This window comes from Streptomyces sp. NPDC048277 (assembly GCF_040652235.1).
In the GTDB taxonomy this organism is placed as follows: Bacteria; Actinomycetota; Actinomycetes; order Streptomycetales; family Streptomycetaceae; genus Streptomyces.
The window spans coordinates 70,650-89,407 of sequence record NZ_JBEZLQ010000016.1; the positions used below are offsets into that span (position 1 = coordinate 70,650).

The 18,758-nt window shown below is 72.1% G+C and carries 15 protein-coding genes; 6 read left to right on the forward strand and 9 right to left on the reverse strand.

Going from position 1 to position 18,758, the window contains the following annotated elements; all coding sequences use genetic code 11:
- Nucleotides 1–3: 3 nt before the first annotated feature.
- On the reverse strand, nt 4–657 hold the full coding sequence (locus tag AB0D85_RS31050) for a response regulator transcription factor (RefSeq protein ID WP_003993508.1): 654 nt from the start codon (nt 655–657) through the stop codon (nt 4–6).
- 417 nt (nt 658–1,074) lie between these two features.
- Between AB0D85_RS31050 and AB0D85_RS31055 the strand changes: the two genes are divergently transcribed.
- Nucleotides 1,075–1,248, forward strand: a complete 174-nt coding sequence (locus tag AB0D85_RS31055) for a hypothetical protein (protein ID WP_165939545.1) — start codon at nt 1,075–1,077, stop codon at nt 1,246–1,248.
- Nucleotides 1,249–1,566: 318 nt separating this feature from the next.
- Here the strand turns inward: AB0D85_RS31055 and AB0D85_RS31060 are convergent, their stop codons facing one another.
- Both AB0D85_RS31060 and AB0D85_RS31065 read right to left on the reverse strand, forming a co-directional pair.
- Nucleotides 1,567–2,382, reverse strand: coding sequence for an inositol monophosphatase family protein (locus AB0D85_RS31060; RefSeq protein ID WP_362327461.1), 816 nt, complete (start codon nt 2,380–2,382; stop codon nt 1,567–1,569).
- A gap of 8 nt (nt 2,383–2,390) precedes the next feature.
- Nucleotides 2,391–3,518, reverse strand: a complete 1,128-nt coding sequence (locus tag AB0D85_RS31065) for a ferrochelatase (protein ID WP_362327464.1) — start codon at nt 3,516–3,518, stop codon at nt 2,391–2,393.
- Between the two features lie 159 nt (nt 3,519–3,677).
- Here AB0D85_RS31065 and AB0D85_RS31070 point away from each other — a divergent pair, with 159 nt between their 5' ends.
- From AB0D85_RS31070 to sepH, 4 genes are all read left to right on the forward strand, one after another.
- On the forward strand, nt 3,678–4,916 hold the full coding sequence (locus AB0D85_RS31070) for an MFS transporter (protein ID WP_362327467.1): 1,239 nt from the start codon (nt 3,678–3,680) through the stop codon (nt 4,914–4,916).
- Nucleotides 4,876–6,195, forward strand: a complete 1,320-nt coding sequence (locus AB0D85_RS31075; RefSeq protein ID WP_362327470.1) for a D-arabinono-1,4-lactone oxidase — start codon at nt 4,876–4,878, stop codon at nt 6,193–6,195. Before AB0D85_RS31070 ends, AB0D85_RS31075 begins: the two co-directional genes overlap by 41 nt.
- Nucleotides 6,196–6,212: 17 nt before the next feature.
- Nucleotides 6,213–6,509 carry a hypothetical protein gene (locus tag AB0D85_RS31080; protein ID WP_362327473.1) on the forward strand — a complete coding sequence of 99 codons (297 nt, stop codon included), beginning with the start codon at nt 6,213–6,215 and terminating at the stop codon, nt 6,507–6,509.
- Nucleotides 6,510–7,384: 875 nt separating this feature from the next.
- Nucleotides 7,385–8,422: a septation protein SepH gene (gene sepH / locus AB0D85_RS31085; protein ID WP_362327476.1), complete on the forward strand. Its 1,038-nt coding sequence runs from the start codon at nt 7,385–7,387 to the stop codon at nt 8,420–8,422.
- Between the two features lie 60 nt (nt 8,423–8,482).
- Here the strand turns inward: sepH and AB0D85_RS31090 are convergent, their stop codons facing one another.
- On the reverse strand, nt 8,483–9,325 hold the full coding sequence (locus AB0D85_RS31090) for a sulfurtransferase (protein ID WP_362327479.1): 843 nt from the start codon (nt 9,323–9,325) through the stop codon (nt 8,483–8,485).
- A gap of 314 nt (nt 9,326–9,639) precedes the next feature.
- Here AB0D85_RS31090 and AB0D85_RS31095 point away from each other — a divergent pair, with 314 nt between their 5' ends.
- On the forward strand, nt 9,640–10,443 hold the full coding sequence (locus AB0D85_RS31095; protein WP_362327482.1) for a VOC family protein: 804 nt from the start codon (nt 9,640–9,642) through the stop codon (nt 10,441–10,443).
- 70 nt (nt 10,444–10,513) lie between these two features.
- On the opposite strand, the gene AB0D85_RS31100 is transcribed toward AB0D85_RS31095, so the two are convergent.
- The 5 genes from AB0D85_RS31100 to AB0D85_RS31120 all read right to left on the reverse strand — a co-directional run bounded on the left by AB0D85_RS31100 (nt 10,514) and on the right by AB0D85_RS31120 (nt 18,588).
- Nucleotides 10,514–12,871: an endonuclease/exonuclease/phosphatase family protein gene (locus tag AB0D85_RS31100; protein WP_362327865.1), complete on the reverse strand. Its 2,358-nt coding sequence runs from the start codon at nt 12,869–12,871 to the stop codon at nt 10,514–10,516.
- 245 nt (nt 12,872–13,116) lie between these two features.
- Nucleotides 13,117–13,761 (reverse strand): thymidine kinase, encoded by a 645-nt coding sequence (locus AB0D85_RS31105; protein WP_362327485.1) that lies wholly within the window; start codon nt 13,759–13,761, stop codon nt 13,117–13,119.
- 40 nt (nt 13,762–13,801) lie between these two features.
- Nucleotides 13,802–14,995 carry a nucleotide pyrophosphatase/phosphodiesterase family protein gene (locus tag AB0D85_RS31110; RefSeq protein WP_362327488.1) on the reverse strand — a complete coding sequence of 398 codons (1,194 nt, stop codon included), beginning with the start codon at nt 14,993–14,995 and terminating at the stop codon, nt 13,802–13,804.
- Nucleotides 14,995–15,582, reverse strand: coding sequence for a DUF5998 family protein (locus AB0D85_RS31115; RefSeq protein WP_362327492.1), 588 nt, complete (start codon nt 15,580–15,582; stop codon nt 14,995–14,997). The genes AB0D85_RS31110 and AB0D85_RS31115 overlap by 1 nt, the downstream gene beginning before the upstream one ends.
- A gap of 87 nt (nt 15,583–15,669) precedes the next feature.
- Entirely contained in the window at nt 15,670–18,588 is a 2,919-nt protein-coding gene (locus AB0D85_RS31120; protein WP_362327495.1) for a GNAT family N-acetyltransferase, read from the reverse strand.
- Nucleotides 18,589–18,758: the final 170 nt, after the last annotated feature.

Consider the following 18,758-nt stretch of genomic DNA (forward strand, 5'->3'; position numbering starts at 1 on the left):
CCATCAGATCCGGTAGCCCGAGCCGGGGACGGTCACGATGACGGGCGGCTCGCCCAGCTTGCGGCGCAGCGTCATCACGGTCACGCGCACCACGTTGGTGAAGGGGTCGGTGTTCTCGTCCCAGGCCTTCTCCAGCAGCTGCTCGGCGGAGACCACCGCGCCCTCGCTGCGCATCAGCACCTCCAGGACGGCGAACTCCTTGGGCGCGAGCTGGACCTCCTTGCCGTCGCGGAAGACCTCGCGGCGGTTCGGGTCGAGCTTGATGCCGGCGCGCTCCAGGACGGGGGGCAGCGGCACGCTGGTACGGCGGCCGAGGGCGCGCACGCGCGCGATCAGCTCGCTGAACGCGAAGGGCTTGGGGAGATAGTCGTCGGCGCCGATCTCCAGGCCCTCCACGCGGTCGCTGACGTCGCCGGACGCAGTCAGCATCAGCACGCGCGTGGGCATGCCGAGCTCCACGATCTTGCGGCAGACGTCGTCGCCGTGCACGAGGGGGAGGTCGCGGTCGAGGACGACCACGTCGTAGTCGTTGACGCCGATGCGCTCCAGGGCCGCCGCACCGTCGTACACGACGTCGACGGCCATGGCCTCCCGGCGCAGTCCGGTGGCCACCGCATCGGCGAGCAGTTGCTCGTCCTCGACGACGAGTACGCGCACGTCGCTTGTCCTTCCTCTGTCCACCCGCGTAGCGCGCACCGGCGCACGTGGGCAGGGGTCTCCGTGGGGTGTGTGACCTCCATCCTGCCCTTTTCGGCCATAAGTCGGCAGTAAGACAGGGGCGAGGACAGCCGGATCGCAGGCCGCCGGGCGGGAATGCGAGATTTTCTCCTGCGGTTGAGGTTTCCACGGAGGGGAGCGGGGGGAGGACGGCATGTACACCCCGCGATCACGCTCTGCATGTGCCGCAGCACCATGCGGTACGTACGTCGCCGCTACAGCAGAGTGGACGACGGGGGTGTCCGGCACCGTCGCCGCCCAGCAGGGCAGCGCTGGGCACCCGCGAGACGTGATCGCCCCTTTCGAACGGCACACCCCCGTGCCACCGACCCACGACCCAGGACGAGGGGGCGCAGCATGGACGCATTCACGACGGGACTTCTGCAGCGCATAAAGGCGACCGAGTCCGACATCACCCGGGCTCGTGACGAGGGTGACGACTTCCTCGTCGAAGTGGAACAGGCCGAGCTCGACGACCTGCGCCGCCTCGCCGCCGAACACGGTGTGGAAGTCGGCGCGACCAGCGTCTGACAGTCCCGCAGTACCGCACGAGAACAGGGCCCCGGCGAATCCAGCGCCGGGGCCCTGCTCGTACCGGATTCTTTCCCACCGCAACGGCGTTCGATTCCTGCCGACCGCAAAGCGCGAGGTTTTTCGCATGGGGGCGAGGGGCCGGCGTTCCCCCGGGCTTCACGCGGGGGTCTCCTCGGCTTCACGGGGAGCCACCGTCCTGCTGGGCTTCGCGGGGGAATTCCCCTGCGGCTTTTCCCCGCCGCCCGCCGCGGCGCTCGGCCACGGCGGCGGCCTACGGCGGTGCCGTGTCCCCTCGGCACCCGCGCCCGGCGTCGCTCAGTCGTGCCACGCGCCGAAGTCCTCCAGCAGGCGCTGGAGGGGCTCGAAGACGCCCGGCGTACCCGCGACCGTGAGGTCACGGGACGGGGGCTCTCCGGGGCGGCTGCCGGTCAGGGCGCCCGCCTCACGGGCGATGAGGTCACCCGCTCCCCAGTCCCACGCGTTCAGCCCGCGCTCGTAGTACCCGTCCAGCCGGCCGCAGGCCACGTCGCACAGGTCGATCGCCGCCGACCCGCTGCGCCGGATGTCGCGGAGCAGCGGGATCAGCCGGGCGGCCACCTCGGCCTGGTGGGTGCGGACGTCGGACACGTAGTTGAAGCCGGTCGACACCAGTGCCTGGTCCAGCGGCGGCGCCGGCCGGCAGCGCAGCTCCCGCTCGCCCTCCCACGCCCCCGTCGCCCGGGCCCCGCCGCCCAGCACCGCGTGGTACGTCTCGCCGCGCATCGGAGCCGCCACCACGCCGGCCACGGTCTCCCCGTCCTGCTCGGCCGCGATGGAGACCGCCCAGGTGGGCAGCCCGTACAGGTAGTTGACCGTGCCGTCGAGCGGGTCGATCACCCAGCGGATCCCGCTCGTGCCCTCGGACGACGCGCCCTCCTCGCCGAGGAAGCCGTCGTCGGGCCGCCGGCCGGAGATCAGGTCGGTGATCAGCTTCTCCGCCGCGATGTCCATCTCGGTCACCACGTCGATCGGGCTGGACTTGGTCCGGGCGACGGCGAGGTCGGCCGGGCGTCCGTCCCGCAGCAGCTCGCCCGCGCGGGCGGCCGCCTCCCGGGCGAGCTCCAGCAGGTCCTGGTGCAGGGCGTCGGTCACGGGGCTCCTCACGCGTAGGGGCTGTCGGCGCCGGCGGCGGCCGGGCGGGCGGCGCGGGCCGGACAGCAGCCGACCGGGCACAGGTTGTGGCTCGCGCCGAGCGCGCCCAGGGCGCACGGCGTGACCTCCCGGCCGCTCTCCACGGCCGCGCGCTCCAGGACGAGGTCACGGATCGCGGCGGTGAACCGCGGGTCGTCCCCGACGGTCGCGGACCGCCGTACCGGCAGACCCAGCTCCTCGGCCTTGGCCCTGGCCTCCGTGTCGAGGTCGTAGAGGACCTCCATGTGGTCGGAGACGAAGCCGATGGGGGCCATGACGACGGCCGGGACCCCGGCGCCGTGCAGCGCCTCCAGGTGGTCGCAGATGTCGGGCTCCAGCCACGGGATCTGCGGGGCGCCGGAGCGCGACTGGTAGACGAGCCGCCAGGGGTGGTCGACGCCGGTGCGCTCGCGGACCGCGTCGGCGATCAGTTCGGCCACGTCCAGGTGCTCCTCGACGTACGCGCCGCCCTCGCCGTGCGTCTCGACCGGGCCCGAGGTGTCGGCGCTCGCGGTCGGGATGGAGTGGGTGGTGAAGGCGATGTGGGCGCCCGCGCGGACGTCCTCGGGGAGGTCGGCGAGGGACTCCAGCACCCCGTCGATCATCGGGTCGAGGAAGCCGGGGTGGTTGAAGTAGTGCCGCAGCTTGTCGATCTTCGGCGGTTCGAGACCCTCGGCCGCCAGCGCGGCCAGCGAGTCCGCGAGGTTCTCGCGGTACTGGCGGCAGCCCGAGTAGGAGGCGTAGGCGCTGGTGGCGAGCACCAGGACGCGGCGGCGGCCGTCGGCGACCATCTCGCGCAGGGTGTCCGTCAGATACGGCGCCCAGTTGCGGTTGCCCCAGTAGATCGGCAGGTCCAGGCCGTGCTCGGCGAAGTCCTTGCGCAGGGCGTCCAGCAGGGCGCGGTTCTGGTCGTTGATCGGGCTGACCCCGCCGAACAGGAAGTAGTGCTGCCCGACCTCCTTGAGGCGTTCCTTCGGGATACCGCGCCCGCGCGTCACGTTCTCCAGGAACGGGACCACGTCGTCCGGGCCTTCCGGGCCGCCGAAGGAGAGCAGGAGCAGGGCGTCGTAGGGGGTGGCATCGAGCGCGTCTGACATGAGCCGATCCTGCCACCCGGCGCTGACCGCCCGGAAACAGGAGCGTGAAGAGTCGGATTCGGGAGGTTTATCCCCAGTGCCGCACAGGTGCATTAGGGTCCCCTTACTCGTAAGCTGTATCAGCCGCACTCACGCCTTACCCAGCCGTCGGAGACCCCTGTGCCCAGCCCCTATCGCGCCCTGTTCGCCGCACCCGGCACCAAGGGCTTCTCCGCCGCGGGCTTCGTCGGCCGGATGCCGCTGTCCATGATGGGCATCGGCGTGGTCACGATGATCTCCCAGATCAGCGGGCGGTACGGACTGGCGGGCGCGCTCTCCGCCACCATCGCGCTGTCCGCCGCGGCGATCGGACCGCAGGTGTCCCGGCTGGTCGACCAGCACGGGCAGCGCCGTGTGCTGCGCCCCGCGACCCTGCTCGCGCTGGCGGCCGCGGCCGGGCTGCTGTTCGCCGCGCGCTACGGGTGGCCGGACTGGGTGCTGTTCGTGTGCGCCGCCGGGATCGGCGCGGTGCCGAGTCTGGGCGCGATGATCCGGGCCCGCTGGGCCGCGATCTACCGGGGCACCCCCCAGCTCCATATCGCCTACTCGTTCGAGTCCGTCGTCGACGAGGTCTGCTTCATCTTCGGGCCGATCATCTCCATCGGCCTGTCCACGGCCTGGTTCCCGGAGGCGGGGCCGCTGCTGGCCGCCTGCTTCCTCGCCGCCGGCGTCTTCTGGCTGACCGCCCAGCGCGCCACCGAACCGGAGCCGCACCCGCGCGAGCACCACGGCGGCGGTTCGGCGCTGCGCGCCCCCGGTCTCCAGGTGCTGGTGGCGACCTTCGTGGCCACTGGAGCGATCTTCGGGGCCGTGGACGTGGTGACCGTCGCCTTCGCCGACGAACGCGGCCACAAGGGCGCCTCCAGCGTCGTCCTGGCCCTGTACGCGGCGGGCTCCTGCCTGGCCGGGGTGATCTTCGGCCTGATGCGGTTCGCGGGGAAGCCGGAACGCAGGTGGCTGCTGGGCATATGTGCGATGGCCGTGAGTATGATCCCCCTCCTACTGGTCGGAAACTTGCCGCTTCTGGCCGTGGCGCTGTTCGTTGCGGGCCTGTCCATCGCGCCGACGATGATCACGACAATGTCCCTCATCGAGGAGCACGTACCTCGCGCGAAGCTCACCGAGGGCATGACCTGGGTGAGCACCGGCCTCGCGGTCGGGGTGGCGCTCGGCTCCTCGGTCGCCGGCTGGGTGATCGACGCGGCCGGCGCCCGTGCCGGGTACGGGGTTCCGGCCGTGTCCGGAGCCGTCGCGGTCGCGGTCGGTTTCCTCGGGTACCGCCGGCTCAGCAGGCCGGTCACGCGTCGGGGAGGCACCGTTGGGCAGCACAGCGAGCGGGAAGAGCGGCACGTGGCGTAACTGGGGAGGGAACGTCACCGTCCGCCCCGCGCGGGAGGTCACGCCCGCCTCCGTGGACGAGCTGGCCGCGGCCGTACGGCAGGCGGCGGAGGACGGCCTGAAGGTGAAGGCGGTCGGCAGCGGCCACTCCTTCACGGCCATCGCCGCGACCGACGGTCTCTCGATCCGCCCTCAACTGTTGACCGGCATCCGCAACATTGACCGGAAAGCAATGACCGTCACGGTCGAGGCCGGCACCCCGCTCAAGAGACTCAACATGGCCCTGGCCCGCGAGGGCCTGTCGCTGACCAACATGGGCGACATCATGGAGCAGACCGTCTCCGGGGCCACCAGCACGGGTACGCACGGCACCGGCCGCGAGTCGGCCTCGCTCGCCGCGCAGATCACGGCACTCGAACTGGTCACCGCGGACGGCTCGGTGCTCACCTGTTCGGAGAAGGAGAGTCCGGAGGTTTTCGCGGCCGCGCGCATCGGCCTCGGCGCGCTCGGCATCGTCACCGCGATCACCTTCGCCGTGGAGCCGGTCTTCCTGCTCACCGCATGCGAGGAGCCGATGCCGCTGGACCGGGTGCTCGCCGAGTTCGATCAACTCCGGACCGAGAACGAGCACTTCGAGTTCTACTGGTTCCCGCACACCGGAAACACCAACACCAAGCGCAACAACCGCAGCGCGGGCCCGCCCCAGCCGGTGGGACAGCTGGCGGGCTGGTTCGAGGACGAGTTCCTCTCCAACGGGGTCTTCCACGCCGCCCAGTTGCTCGGCCGCGCGGTGCCGGCCGTCGTCCCCACGGTCGCCCGGATCTCCAGCACAGCGCTGTCCGCGCGGACCTACACGGACATCCCCTACAAGGTCTTCACATCTCCGCGCCGGGTGCGTTTCGTGGAGATGGAGTACGCCGTTCCGCGCGAGGCGCTGGTGGACACGCTGCGGGAACTCAGGGCGATGGTCGACCGTTCCGGTCTCAGGGTGAACTTCCCGGTCGAGGTCCGCACCGCCCCGGCCGACGACATCGCCCTGTCCACCGCCTCCGGCCGGGACAGCGCCTACATCGCCGTGCACATGTTCCGGGGCACGCCCTACCAGGAGTACTTCACCGCCGCCGAGCGCATCTTCACCGCGCACGAGGGCCGCCCGCACTGGGGCAAGGTGCACACCCGGGAAGCGGACTACTTCGCCGGGGTGTACCCGCGCTTCGGCGAGTTCACGGCGCTGCGGGATCGGCTGGACCCGGACCGGCTGTTCCAGAACGACTACTTGCGGAGGGTTCTGGGGCAGTAGCCGAGGTGCCGCCGGGCATGGGGGCCGCACTCGGCTCCCCGCTCGCGGACTCGCTCGGCGCCGGTGTCGTGGCCCCGGCACTCGCGGACGCCCCCGACCCGCCCGAGGAGCCGGAGAGGCCCGAGGAGGAGGACGACGGCGACGGCGCGGCCGAAGTGGCCGTACCGTCACCGGACTTCGAGTCCGATGAGCCCGAAGAGCCCGACGGGTCCGAGGAGTCGGACGCCTTCGAGGTCGTGGTGTCGCCGGTGACCGCGCCGCTGACCGTCGTACCGGAGCCGCCGCTGAAGCTGCCGCCGGAGACGAGTTCGTAGGTCGTGATGCCGGCCATGGTCACCGCGAACACCAGGGCGGCCGCGACCATCGGGCGGCGCCAGGTCTTCACCCGGGCGCGGTAGACGGTGCCCTCGGTGAACTCGCCGGGCGCCGGGGGCGCTTGATCATCGGGCCGGGGGACCACCGTGGCGTCACGGATCTGTTCGCCGGTGCGCTTGAAGAAGTGCTGGAACAACGTGCCGCCGCAGGTGGCGATCACACTGACCACTCCGGCGCCCAGGATCGTCCCGTACACCCCGAAATAGGAAGCGAGTTTGGCGGCCACGACCGCGGCCACGGCACTGCCGGCGACCTGGGGCACGCTCAGGTCGATCCGCCTCCGGCTCCCCTTCACCTCCTCCCCCGCACTGCTCTCACCATCGAAACCGGGCCTTTCACGCATTCCCTGACCTTGCCTGCCCTTCCCGCACTTGTTCGACCGACTACACAGGAAGGGGACGTACGAACGAAACCATTAGTTCCGTTTCTGTGGATTGCGTGAAGTACGCCACGTTCAAGATCGCCCCTGCTGGGCAATGGGCGGCCGGAGAGGGGTCGTTGCCAGAAGTTGGGTGGCGCGCCAATCCACGCACGTGGCCCGAATGGAGTACTGTTGCGAGCCCTGGGTCCGGTCTCCCGCCAGGGCGTCCGGGGCCTTGCAGGACCGCCGGGAGGGGGCTAGTTGCACAGGGTGACAAAGTTGGTCACTTAGCGTTGCGAATAGGTAACCGTGCCATAACGGCGTACCAGGGCCCGTGCCCGACACGCCGGGCAACTCGGCAAGGTTGTGGCAGGCTGCACCCGGGCAGGCCACACTCGACTAGCGGAAGCAGCGACGCACGTGACGTCGGCAGGCACCACCCGGGAGGTCCCCATGCCCGAACTGCGTGTCGTGGCCGTCTCCAATGACGGCACACGGCTGGTGCTCAAGGCTGCCGACTCAACGGAGTACACCCTTCCGATCGACGAACGGCTCCGTGCCGCCGTGCGCGGCGACCGGCCCCGGCTCGGCCAGATCGAGATCGAGGTCGAGAGTCATCTGCGGCCTCGGGACATCCAGGCGCGGATACGTGCGGGCGCGACGGCGGAAGAAGTCGCGCAGCTCGCCGGGATCCCCGTCGACCGGGTGCGGCGCTTCGAGGGTCCGGTACTGGCCGAGCGCGCCTTCATGGCCGAGCGAGCCCGGAAGACCCCGGTCCGCCGGCCCGGCGAGAACTCCGGTCCATTGCTCGGCGAGGCCGTTCAGGAGCGGCTGGTGCTGCGCGGCGCCGAGAAGGACACCGTGCAGTGGGATTCCTGGCGCCGCGACGACGGCACCTGGGAGGTCCTCCTCGTCTACCTGGTCGCGGGCGAACCGCACTCGGCGAGCTGGACCTACGACCCGCCCCGGCGGCTCGTCCAGGCCGTCGACGACGAGGCGCGCTCGCTGATCGGCGAGTCCGACGATCTCGCCGTACCGGAGCCGAGCTTTCCGTTCGTGCCGCGCATCGCGCGGCTGCCGCGCGACCGGCCGCTGGACCGTACGGCCGACCGGGACCGCGAGCGGCCGAGCCTGCCCGCGCAGTCCTCGGAACCGGCCGAGGAGAGCACAAGCGAACGGGACTCGCTGACCAGCCTGCTGGAGGCGGTGCCGAGCTTCCGGGGCGACATGGTGGTCCCGGAGCGCCCGGCGGAGCCCGAGGAGGAGCCCGCCCCGGAACCGGTGGTGGAGGAACCTCCCGCCCCGGCGGCCTCGGCCGGCTCCGCCTACGCGGACGTCCTCATGCCCCGCTCCGTCGGCGCCCACCGCGACCGGCTGATCGGCGCCACCGACCGTCAGGCCGAGGCCGACGGCGTCCGGCCCGGCCGCCGGGCCGCCGTGCCGAGCTGGGACGAGATCGTCTTCGGGACGCGGCGCAAGAAGCAGGAGTAGGACCAGGACGGCTGTACGAAGAGGGGTGCACGCGTGCGTGCACCCCTCTTCGGCTTGCGGTTACTGCGGGTCCGTCCCGACCGCGACCGGGCGGGACGGGTCGGACGACCACTCCGACCACGAACCGACGTACAGCGCTGCCGGGATGCCCGCGACGGCCAGCGCCAGGACCTCGTGGGCGCCCGAGACGCCGGAGCCGCAGTAGACACCGACCTCGGCCCCCTCCGAGGCGCCCAGCCCCTTGAATCGGCCGTGGAGTTCGGCGGCGGGCAGGAAGCGGCCGTCCGCGCCGACGTTCTCCGTGGTCGGCGCCGACACGGCACCCGGGATGTGGCCGCCGACCCGGTCGATCGGCTCCACGTCGCCCCGGTACCGTTCCCCCGCGCGGGCGTCGAGCAGCACGCCCGAGCGAGCCAGCGCGGCCGCCCCGTCGGCGTCGAGCAACTTCACCGCGCCCGGCGCCGGTTCGAAGTCACCCTCGGCCGTCTCGATCCCGTCAGCCGAAAGAGCGCCCTCCCAGGACGGCAACCCGCCGTCGAGGACCCGCACGTCCGGGTGACCCGTCCAGCGCAGCAGCCACCAGGCACGCGCGGCCGCCCAGCCCTGTCCGCCGTCGTAGACGACGACCGGCCGGCCCGCCGACACGCCCGCGCGGCGCATGGCCGCGCCGAAGACGGCCAGGTCGGGCAGCGGATGGCGGCCGTTCCCGCCGGGCGCCGAGGCCAGTTCCGCGTCCAGGTCCACGAAGACGGCGCCCGGCAGATGCCCGGCCGTGTACGCGGCCCTGCCGTCGAAGGCCGGCGTGCCGGGCGGGGTCAGCTGCCAGCGGACGTCCAGCAGGACGGGCGGGTTCGGCCCGGCCAGGTCGTCGGCGAGTTCGCTTGCGGTGATGATGGCTTCCATGGCCCCATCCTTACGCCAGGGGTGGCCGCATCGTCCAGGTACGACTACTCTGCTCGCCCGGACAGCCTCGATCACCGGGCGTACGGGATCGGGCACATGCTGTACAGCTGATGGACACCCGACGGCAATCGACCGGAAACGGGCGAGAAGCGGCAGACCAGGCATCCTCGCGGCGAAGCCGCCCGCACGGTCGTGGACACGGGACGCCACGGAGGGTGCGGGAACCGGCACCGGGTGTGCCCGCGGCTGCGGCACGACCGGTCCGGGGAGCGGAAGCGACGCGGCCACCGCGAGGGGCCGAGGAGAGAGTGACGATGACCGAGGTACGGGGATCGGCGGGCGCGAACGGCGGCACGCACGCTCGGTACGCGCCCGGCACCCCCTGCTGGGTGAGTCTGATGGTGCACGGCTTGACCGCGACCGAGGAGTTCTACGGATCGTTGTTCGGCTGGGAGTTCGAGCCCGGGCCCCCGCAGCTCGGCCCCTATGTCCGGGCGCTGCTCGACGGGCGGGAGGTCGCGGGGATCGGGCAGCTGCCGCCCGACCGGCATCTGCCGATCGCCTGGACGCCGTACTTCGCCTCGGACGACGTGGACCTGACCGCCGAGACGGCCCGGCACTGCGGCGGCACGGTGGGGGTCGGCCCGCTGGACGCGGCCGAGGCCGGGCGGCTCGCCATCGGCTCCGACCCCTCGGGCGCGGTGTTCGGCATCTGGCAGGCCCCGGCCCACCTCGGCACGGCCGTCTCCGGCGTCCCCGGCTCCCCCGCCTGGAACGAGCTGGTGACCTTCGAGACCGCCACCGTCGCCAAGTTCTACGAAACGGTGTTCGGTTACGAGGAGGAGCCGGAGGTCTCCGCCGACTTCGACTACGTGACCCTGCACGTCGAGGGCCACCCGGTGGCCGGCCTGCACGGCGTCGGTCTGTCGCTGCCCCGGAACCGGGGGCCGCACTGGCTGACGTACTTCGAGGTGGCCGACGCGGACGCGACCCTGCGCGAGGTCGCCGGGCTCGGCGGGCAGGTGCTGAAGCCGGCCCGGGACAGCGCGCACGGGCGGGTCGCGACGGTGGCCGACCCGGAGGGCGCGGTCTTCTCGGTGATCCAGAGCCCTCGGTAGTCCGTGCCATCGGTAGGCCGTCGCCGGGTTCCGCGTGGGACGGCGCGGTCCCACGCGGAAGCGGCGCCGGTCAGTGGTTACGGCACTTGCTGACGTCGATCCGTACGATCTGCGGGTCGTGGTCGCTGGCCTGGTCGGCGAACTCGGCGTTGATGTGCACCACGTCGTAGTCGAAGCGGGTCACCGCAGGGCTCGTCAGGATGTGGTCCAGGGTCTGCGAGTTGCCGTCGTACACGTAGGTGTAGCGCTGGTCGGCCGGCAGGGTGGTGATCAGCGGGGTCAGGACGCCGCCGTCGGTGAGGGTGGTCAGCGTCCGCGAGAACTCGTAGTCGTTCAGGTCGCCGAGCACCACGGCCTTGGCGTCCTTGTCCGCCGCGAGCAGGGACTTGACGAAGGTGTTGACCTCGGCGGCCTGGGCCGCGCGCTGGGTCTCCGAGCTGCGGGCCGGCGGCTGGTAGCGGCCGTGCAGGGGCTGGTCGCCGCCCTTGGAGTTGAAGTGGTTGGCGACGACGAAGACGGTCTGGCCGTGGAAGACGAACTCGCCCACCAGCGGCTTGCGGCTGCTGTCCCAGGCGTCGCTCGTCGGGTCGATCCGGCCCGGGGAGTACGTCAGCTGCGCGCCCTTGCGGGTCCTGACCACGCTGGTGCCCGTGGTCGCGTCGCCGCCGGGCCGGTCGGTGAAGGAGACCCGCTTGGGGTTGAAGAGGAAGACCTGGCGGATGTTGCCGCCGGGCTCGCCGCCGTCCTGGTCGTTCTCGGGCGAGATGTAGCGCCAGGAGTAACGCGGGCCGCCGGCCGCGCGGATGGCGTCCGTGAACCGCTTCAGGGTCGCCTCGGCGGTGACGGTGCCGTCGTCCGTCGCGCCGTTGTCGTCCTGGATCTCCTCCAGGGCCACGACGTCGGGCGAGTTGAGGTTGACCGCGACGCCCTCGGCGAGCCGGTCGAACTTCTCCTGGTCGTCCAGCGCGTCCAGGTTCTCCACGTTGTAGGTGGCGACCGCCAGCTCGTCGCCCTTCTGGCGGCGGGTCACCTCCCGCTTCAGGCCGTTGTCGACCAGGGTGCCGAGCTGGGTGGCCTGGACGTTGTAGCCGCCGTACGTGGAGTAGTCGAGCGGTCCGGTGGTCGCGCCGGACAGTTCGTCGCCGACGTCGGCCGCCGGGAAGGCGGTGGTGGTGTCGAGGGACATCACCTCGACACGGCCGGTGTTGGGCTGGTCGTAGGAGGAGTAGAGGGTGCCGCCGCGCGGGGTCGGGTTCTCGTCGGGCTTGACGGTCACCCACAGCTCGCCGTACGCGTCGGAGGCGCCGACCACGCGCGCGTCGGCGAACGTCGTCCGCATGCCCTCCAGGGACTCGTAGAAGTCCTGGGCGTAGACGGTCGGCTGGAGCGCGAGCGACTCGATGCTCGCGCCGCCGGCGGTGGGGATGTACGCGTCCGGTACGGAGGCCGCGTCCAGGGTGACGGCCGCGGGCAGCGCGTTGCCGCTGGAGAGCACGGTCGCGGTCGGGCTGCCGATCTCGGTGACCGACTGGCTGGTGCTGCTCGGGTAGTACTCGCTGACCTTGCCGCCGACCAGCACCGAGTCGCCGACCGCGACGGTGGGGACGGCCGAGCCGGTGTAGACGAAGACGCCCTCGCTGGTGCGCGGGTCGGCGTCGGGCGTCGGGTCCTGGATCCAGTAGCCCTTCGAGCCGGAGGTACGCACGCCGGTGACGATGCCCGGCACCTTGGCGACGGTCTGCCCGGCGAGCGGGGAGAGGCGGGTGGTGCCCTGGATGTCGTGGACGCGGACGGTGCCCGGCTGGGTCGGGTCGCCGTCGCCGCCGCCGTCCCCACCGCCCGAACCCGGCGTCTGCCCGGCCGAGTTGACCGGCGAGGGCGTACCGGCGGTGAGGTCCGCGGTGTTGTCGTCGGTGTCGGCGAGGGTGTCGGCCCGTGAGACGGACGCGGTGTTGGAGGCGCCGGCGACCGGACCGCTGCCCTCGCGGACGATCGCGGTGCCGTAGCCGACGAGGTCGACGATACGGCTGTCGGCCGCGCAGTCGGCGGCCGTCTTGCAGGTCAGTGCGGTGGTGCCGGAGACGAGGGCGATCGTGCCGGTGGTCGCGCTCATCGCGATCGTGCCGGTCGCGTCCGCGGTCGGCAGGGCCGTGGTGCCGCCGGTGCCCTGCGCCTCGGCGACCAGGAAGCGGCCGCCGGGGGCGATCGAGCCGGTCAGCTGGGTCACCTGCCACTGGGAGGACGAGGACGGCGAACCGGGCAGGTACTGCACGCTGTAGCCGGCCAGGCCGTAGGCCGCGGACCCGGCGTTGCCGAGCTCCACGAAGTCCCGGGTCAGGGTCGCACCGGAGTTGCCACCGCCGCCGTACACCTCGGAGATCACGGCCGTGGCGGACGGGGTCGCATAGGCGGCGGGAAGGGCGGTCATCGCGAACGCGCTCGCCACGCTCACGGAGATGAGCGGGTAGGCGGCACGGCGCACGCGGGATCTGCTGCCTGCGGGTCTGGACACGCTTGCGGTCTCCTCGGACGTCGGATGCTTCAACACGCCGCCGACCGACGGCGCTTGAACCGGTCGTGTGGGGGGAGTCCGCTCAAGTTACGCGTGTAGATTACCGATCGCCAAGGTTTTCTTGGTTAAATCCAGGGAACAGAAGGGTGGTTGACGAGCCCCTAGGTGACCGGCAGCACGTCGGGCGACAGGGCCGCCGCCCGTGCCGTCGCACTCGTCATGCGCTTGCGGAAGTGGCGGCGGCAGAGGACCTCGTAACCGACTTTGCCGGCCGAGCCGTTGACGTCCCCGACGACCACCTGGGCGCCCTCGACGACCATCGCGCCGTCGACGGTGCGGGCGTTGTGGGTGGCGCGGGCCCCGCACCAGCACAGGGCCTCGACCTGGAGGACCTCGACCCGGTCGGCCAGTTCCACGAGCCGCTGGGAGCCGGGGAAGAGCTTGGAGCGGAAGTCGGTGGTGATACCGAAGGCATAGACGTCCACGCCGAGGTCGTCGACCGCGCGGGCGAGCTGGTCGATCTGTTCCGGTGCCAGGAACTGCGCCTCGTCGGCGATGACGTAGTCGGCGCGGCCGCCCTGGGAGAGGTGGTCGACCAGGTAGGCGTACAGGTCCTGCTCGTCCTCGACCTCCACGGCGTCGGTGACCAGGCCGAGGCGGGAGGACAGCTTGCCGTGGCCCGCGCGGTCGTCCCGGCTGAAGATCATGCCGACGAGACCGCGGGCCGACCGGTTGTGCTCGATCTGCAGAGCCAGGGTCGACTTCCCGCAGTCCATCGTTCCGGAGAAGAACACCAGCTCGGGCATGGGGGGTTGAGCACCTTTCGGCGAGTCGGGGTCAGGGGCGTCAGGAGCGTACTTCGAGCAGGGGGACGAGTTGCTCGGCGGGGGTCATCGAGCCGTGGTTGCCGACCATCGCCGACTCCTTGGGCTCCCGCTCGGAGGCGATGATCAGCACATCGTCGTGCGCGGCCGCGACCACGTCGCCGATCCGTTCGTACACCCGCTCGTCGAACCGGTCCGGCGGGCCGAACCAGCCGGCCGTGATCGCCTCGTCCCGCGAGGCCACCCAGAACTGCTCGCCGAGCACCTCGCGCCAGCAGGTCAGCACGTCGTTCTCGGCGCCCGGCAGCGCGTAGACATGCCGGGCGCGCCCTTCGCCGCCGAGCAGCGCGACCCCGGCCCGCAGCTCCCAGTCCTCGTCGAAGTCGATGCGGTGCTGCTCGTCGAACGGCACGTCGACCATGCCGTGGTCGGCGGTGACGTAGAGCGCGCTGCGCGGCGGGAGCTGCTCGGCGAGCCGCTGGACGAGCCGGTCGACGTGCATGAGCTGGCCGCGCCAGGTGTCGGAGTCCACGCCGTAGCGGTGCCCGGCGCCGTCCAGCTCGGCGTAGTACGTGTACACCAGGGAGCGGTCGGCGGCGGCGAGTTGCTCCGCCGCGAGGTCCATGCGCTCCTCGCCGGTCAGCCGCCCGTGGAACGTTCCGCCGCTGAGCGCGACCTTGGTGAGCGGGGTGTGCTCGAAGTGCGGGGAGGACACCTGGGCGGAGTGCACCCCGGCGTCCTGGGCGAGCTGGAAGACGGTGGGGTACGGCTGCCAGGCGGCCGGGTCGGTCCACGGCTGCCAGCGCAGCTGGTTCATCAGCTCCCGGGTGGCCGGGTTGCGGACCGTGTAGCCGGGCAGGCCGTGCGCGCCGGGCGGCAGTCCGGTGCCGACGGAGGCGAGGGAGGTCGCCGTGGTCGCCGGGTAGCCGGCGGTGATCGGCCGTCCCGTGCCGCCGCGCGAGCTGCCGAGCAGCGAGGTCAGGAAGGGCGCCTCGTCGGGGTGGGCCTTGATCTGCTCCCAGCCCAGCCCGTCGATCAGGAAGACGCAGTTGCGATCGGCGGCCGTCAGTTCCGTGATCGACGCGGTCATTCCGGGCACGGCCATGCCGGCGGCCAGGGTGGGCAGCAGGTCGGCGAGGGAGCCGCTGCCGTACTCGGGCAGCGGCACGGTACCGAGGTCGAGGGGTTCCGGATGGTCCCAGGCGACGTACGCCATCAGCGTGCGACGTCCGCGGTCGCCTCGGAGATGGCCTGCGCGAAGGCGAGCGCCTGGCGCACCGTCTCCGGGCCGTCCCCCGCCTCGCTGACGCGCAGGCTGAGGTCGTCGGCCGTCGAGCTGCCCGTGTAGCCGTGGTCGGCCTCGCAGTTGGGGTCGCCGCAGGCGGCGGGCTCCAGGTCGATCCGGGAGACGGCACCCCAGCCGATGGTCAGCACGATCTCGCGGGGCAGGGTGCCCGGCGTGTACTGCTCCGGGTTGGCGACGACCCGGCTGACCACGACCGACGAGATCCGGCCGATCTTGACCGACTCCGTCGAGGTGGTGGCGTACGGCGTCGGGGAGGTGCTGTCGGCGGCCTGCTCGTCGGTGTGGCTGACGATGAAACGGTTGCCGGTGAGGACGAGCACGGTCACATGCCGCCGCACCTCGTTCTGGTCGAACGTCGTCTCCTGGTGGACCAGGTACGACCGGATCGGCTCACCGCCTACGGCAGCCTCCACCGCCTCGGCCACGAGGGCCGGGTAGTAGCCGCTGCGCTCGATCGCGACGCGCAGCCCCTGGGTCGTCGTACTGGTCTTGGCCATGGCGTCCATCCTAATCCGTGGGCAGGGGGACCCGGGCCAGTCCCGGGCCCCCGCCTCGAACGCCGTCGCCCGGAGCGGGCCTTCGTCTCAGTACGCGGGCAGGGTCCGGGGGCCCAGGTCGTCGCGGGCCGGCGGTGGCGCGAGCCGGACGGTGGCGCCGAGGACGCTCACGCCCTTCCGGGCGACCACGACCGGTTCCAGAGTGACCGCGACCACCTCGGGATGGTCGTCGACCAGCCGGGAGACGCGCAGCAGCAGCTCCTCCAGAGCGGGCGTGTCGACGGGGGCGGCGCCGCGCCAGCCGAACAGCAGGGGCGCGGTGCGGATCGACCGCAGCAGCGAGGTCGCGTCCCGGTCGGTGACCGGAACCAGCCGGTGGGCCATGTCTCCGAGCAGCTGGGAGGCGGCCCCGGCCAGCCCGAACGACAGCACCGCGCCGGCCGCCGGGTCGATCACGGCCCGTACGACGGTGTCGACGCCCCGGGGTGCCATCCGCTGCACCACGGGGCGCAGCTCCTCCGGCGGCCCGAACAGTTCGGTCAACTCGGCGTACGCCCGGCGCAGTTGCTCCTCGTCGGCCAGGTCGAGGCGTACGCCGCCCAGGTCGGCGCGGTGGCGCAGGTGCGGGGCGGTGGCCTTGAGGGCGACGGGGTAGCCGAGATCACGGGCGGCGGCGACGGCAACGTCGGGGGTGGGGGCGGGCAGCGCGCGGTGCACGTCCATGCCGTACTTGCCGAGCAGCGCGCAGGTCTCCTCGACGCCGATGGTGAGCCCCTCCCCCCGCGCCAGCAGCCCGCCGATCAGCTCGGCGGCCCCCTTCTCGTCGATGTCCTCGTACTCGGGCACCTTCCCGGGCTCGGCGGCCTCCCGCCGCCACTGCGCATACTTCACGGCTTCGGCAAGGGCACGCACGGCACGCTCGGCGGCGGGGTAGGCGGGGATGAGGCGAGAGTACGAATGACCGACCGCGGTCGGCGTCGACTGTCCGGCCACCGCAGTGGGCGTCGGCTGCCCCGCCACCGCGGTGGGCAGGCGTTCCGCAGGGCGATGGGGGTCCCCCCGCTCGAGCGAAGCCGAGAGTGGGGGAGGGTGGGCACCGCCACCGGCGCCGGGTGCCATGGCACTCGCCGAAGGTGCGGTACGGCCCGCGGCCGACAACGCTTCCGCAAGCCCCCCGAGCTCCACGTGCACCACAAGAACCGGTTTGCCCGGAACGCCCTCCGCCGCCGACCGCAGCGCCTCCGCCAGCTCCGCGTCCCCGACCGACCCCTCCCCGATCGCCGGTATGGCCGTCACGATCACCGCGTCGTAGGAATCGTCCGCCAGCGCCGCCGCGAGCGCCCCGTGGAACTCGTCCGCCGTCGCCCCCGTCGTCAGATCCAGCGGCGGCGAGGGCCGCAGGCCCTCCGCGAGGCACCGGTCGTACGTCAGCAGCCCCAGCGACTCCGAGTTCCCGAGGATCGCCACACGCGGCCCCGCCGGCAGCGGCTGCCGCGCGAGCAGCAGCCCCGCGTCGACCAGCTCGGTGATCGTGTCGACGCGGATCACCCCGGCCTGCCGCAGCAGCGCGGACACCGTGGCGTGCGGCAGCCGCGTCGCCCGTACCGCGTGCCCCTGCGGCGCCGATCCCGCGCCCTGCACCACGACCAGGGGCTTGGCCGCCGCCGTCCGCCGCGCGAGGCGCGTGAACTTGCGCGGGTTGCCGATGGACTCCAGGTACATGAGGACGACGTCCGTCTCGGGGTCGTCGTACCAGTACTGGAGGACGTCGTTGCCGGACACGTCCGCGCGGTTGCCGGACGACACGAAGGTCGACACCCCCGTGACCCCCGTGACTCCCCCGCCCCGCCGGTGCAGCCGGGACAGCAGGGCGATCCCGATGGCGCCGGACTGGGCGAACAGACCGATGCGGCCGGGGCGGGGCATCTCCGGCGCGAGGGACGCGTTCAGCCGGACGCCGGCCGCGGTGTTGATGATCCCGAAGGCGTTCGGCCCGATGATCCGCATGCCGTACGTGCGCGCGTGCCGGACGAGCTCGCGCTGGCGTTCGCGGCCGTCAGGGCCGCTCTCCGCGTACCCGGAGGCGAGGACGACCAGCCCCTGGACACCGTGCTCGCCGCAGTCGGTCACGACCGCGGGGACGTGTTCGGCGGGGACGGCGACCACGGCGAGGTCGACCGGCCCGCCGATGTCCCGCACGGAGCGGTGCGCCGGCACCCCGTCGACCTCCTTGAGGTCCTCCCCGAAGGCCTGGTTCACGGCGTACAGCCGGCCGGTGAATCCGGCGTCCCGGAGGTTGCCGAGGACGCTGCGGCCGACCCCGCCGGGCGCGCGGCCGACGCCGATCACGGCCACGGATCCGGGCGTCAGCAGCCGTCGTACCGAACGGGCCTCCGCGCGCTGCTCCCGCGCGCGCTGGACCGCGAGGGAGCGGTCCGTGGGCTCCAGGTCGAACTCCAGGCGGACGACGCCGTCCTCGAAGCTGCGCTGCTGGGTGTAGCCGGCGTCCATGAAGACCTTGATCATCTTGCTGTTCGCGGGCAGCACCTCGGCGGCGAAGCGGCGGATCCCGCGCTCGCGCGCGACGGCCGCGATGTGCTCCAGGAGGGCGGAGGCGACGCCCCGGCCCTGATGGGCGTCCTGGACGAGGAAGGCGACCTCGGCCTCGTCGGCGGGCGCGGAGGCGGGCATGCCGTCGGTGCCAATGCGGTCATAGCGTACGGTTGCGATGAACTCGCCGCCGATGGTGGCCGCGAGTCCCACCCTGTCCACAAAGTCGTGGTGCGTGAAGCGGTGGACGTCCTTGGCGGAGAGCCTGGGGTACGGCGCGAAGAAGCGGTAGTACTTCGACTCGTCCGAGACCTGCTCGTAGAAGCTGACCAGGCGGTCGGCGTCGTCGACGGTGATGGGCCGGACGCGCGCGGTGCCGCCGTCGCGCAGTACCACGTCCGCCTCCCAGTGGGACGGGTACTCGTGCCGGTCCTGCGGGTCCGCCGGGGTCTGCATGGGCCCCAGAGTACGGCTCGCGTACGACAACGGCGCGAGGCAGTCTGTGGAGGACGGAAGCCGGACCGAGGCCGCGGCCCGGCAACACACCCGGAGGGGACCCATGTCCGCTCCGGGGATGCTTCACGATATGGGAAACTGGTCTAGACAACCCTGAAAACCGAAGGGCA

Bases quoted from the DNA above. Each gene is read 5' to 3' on its own strand.
- AB0D85_RS31055 (WP_165939545.1), top strand. From the start codon at position 1,075: ATGGACGCATTCACGACGGGACTTCTGCAGCGCATAAAGGCGACCGAG.
- AB0D85_RS31065 (WP_362327464.1), bottom strand. From the start codon at position 3,518: ATGTCAGACGCGCTCGATGCCACCCCCTACGACGCCCTGCTCCTGCTC.
- AB0D85_RS31080 (WP_362327473.1), top strand. From the start codon at position 6,213: ATGGGGGCCGCACTCGGCTCCCCGCTCGCGGACTCGCTCGGCGCCGGT.
- sepH (WP_362327476.1), top strand. From the start codon at position 7,385: ATGCCCGAACTGCGTGTCGTGGCCGTCTCCAATGACGGCACACGGCTG.
- AB0D85_RS31090 (WP_362327479.1), bottom strand. From the start codon at position 9,325: ATGGAAGCCATCATCACCGCAAGCGAACTCGCCGACGACCTGGCCGGG.
- AB0D85_RS31095 (WP_362327482.1), top strand. From the start codon at position 9,640: ATGACCGAGGTACGGGGATCGGCGGGCGCGAACGGCGGCACGCACGCT.
- AB0D85_RS31100 (WP_362327865.1), bottom strand. From the start codon at position 12,871: ATGACCGCCCTTCCCGCCGCCTATGCGACCCCGTCCGCCACGGCCGTG.
- AB0D85_RS31105 (WP_362327485.1), bottom strand. From the start codon at position 13,761: ATGCCCGAGCTGGTGTTCTTCTCCGGAACGATGGACTGCGGGAAGTCG.
- AB0D85_RS31110 (WP_362327488.1), bottom strand. From the start codon at position 14,995: ATGGCGTACGTCGCCTGGGACCATCCGGAACCCCTCGACCTCGGTACC.
- AB0D85_RS31115 (WP_362327492.1), bottom strand. From the start codon at position 15,582: ATGGCCAAGACCAGTACGACGACCCAGGGGCTGCGCGTCGCGATCGAG.
- AB0D85_RS31120 (WP_362327495.1), bottom strand. From the start codon at position 18,588: ATGCAGACCCCGGCGGACCCGCAGGACCGGCACGAGTACCCGTCCCAC.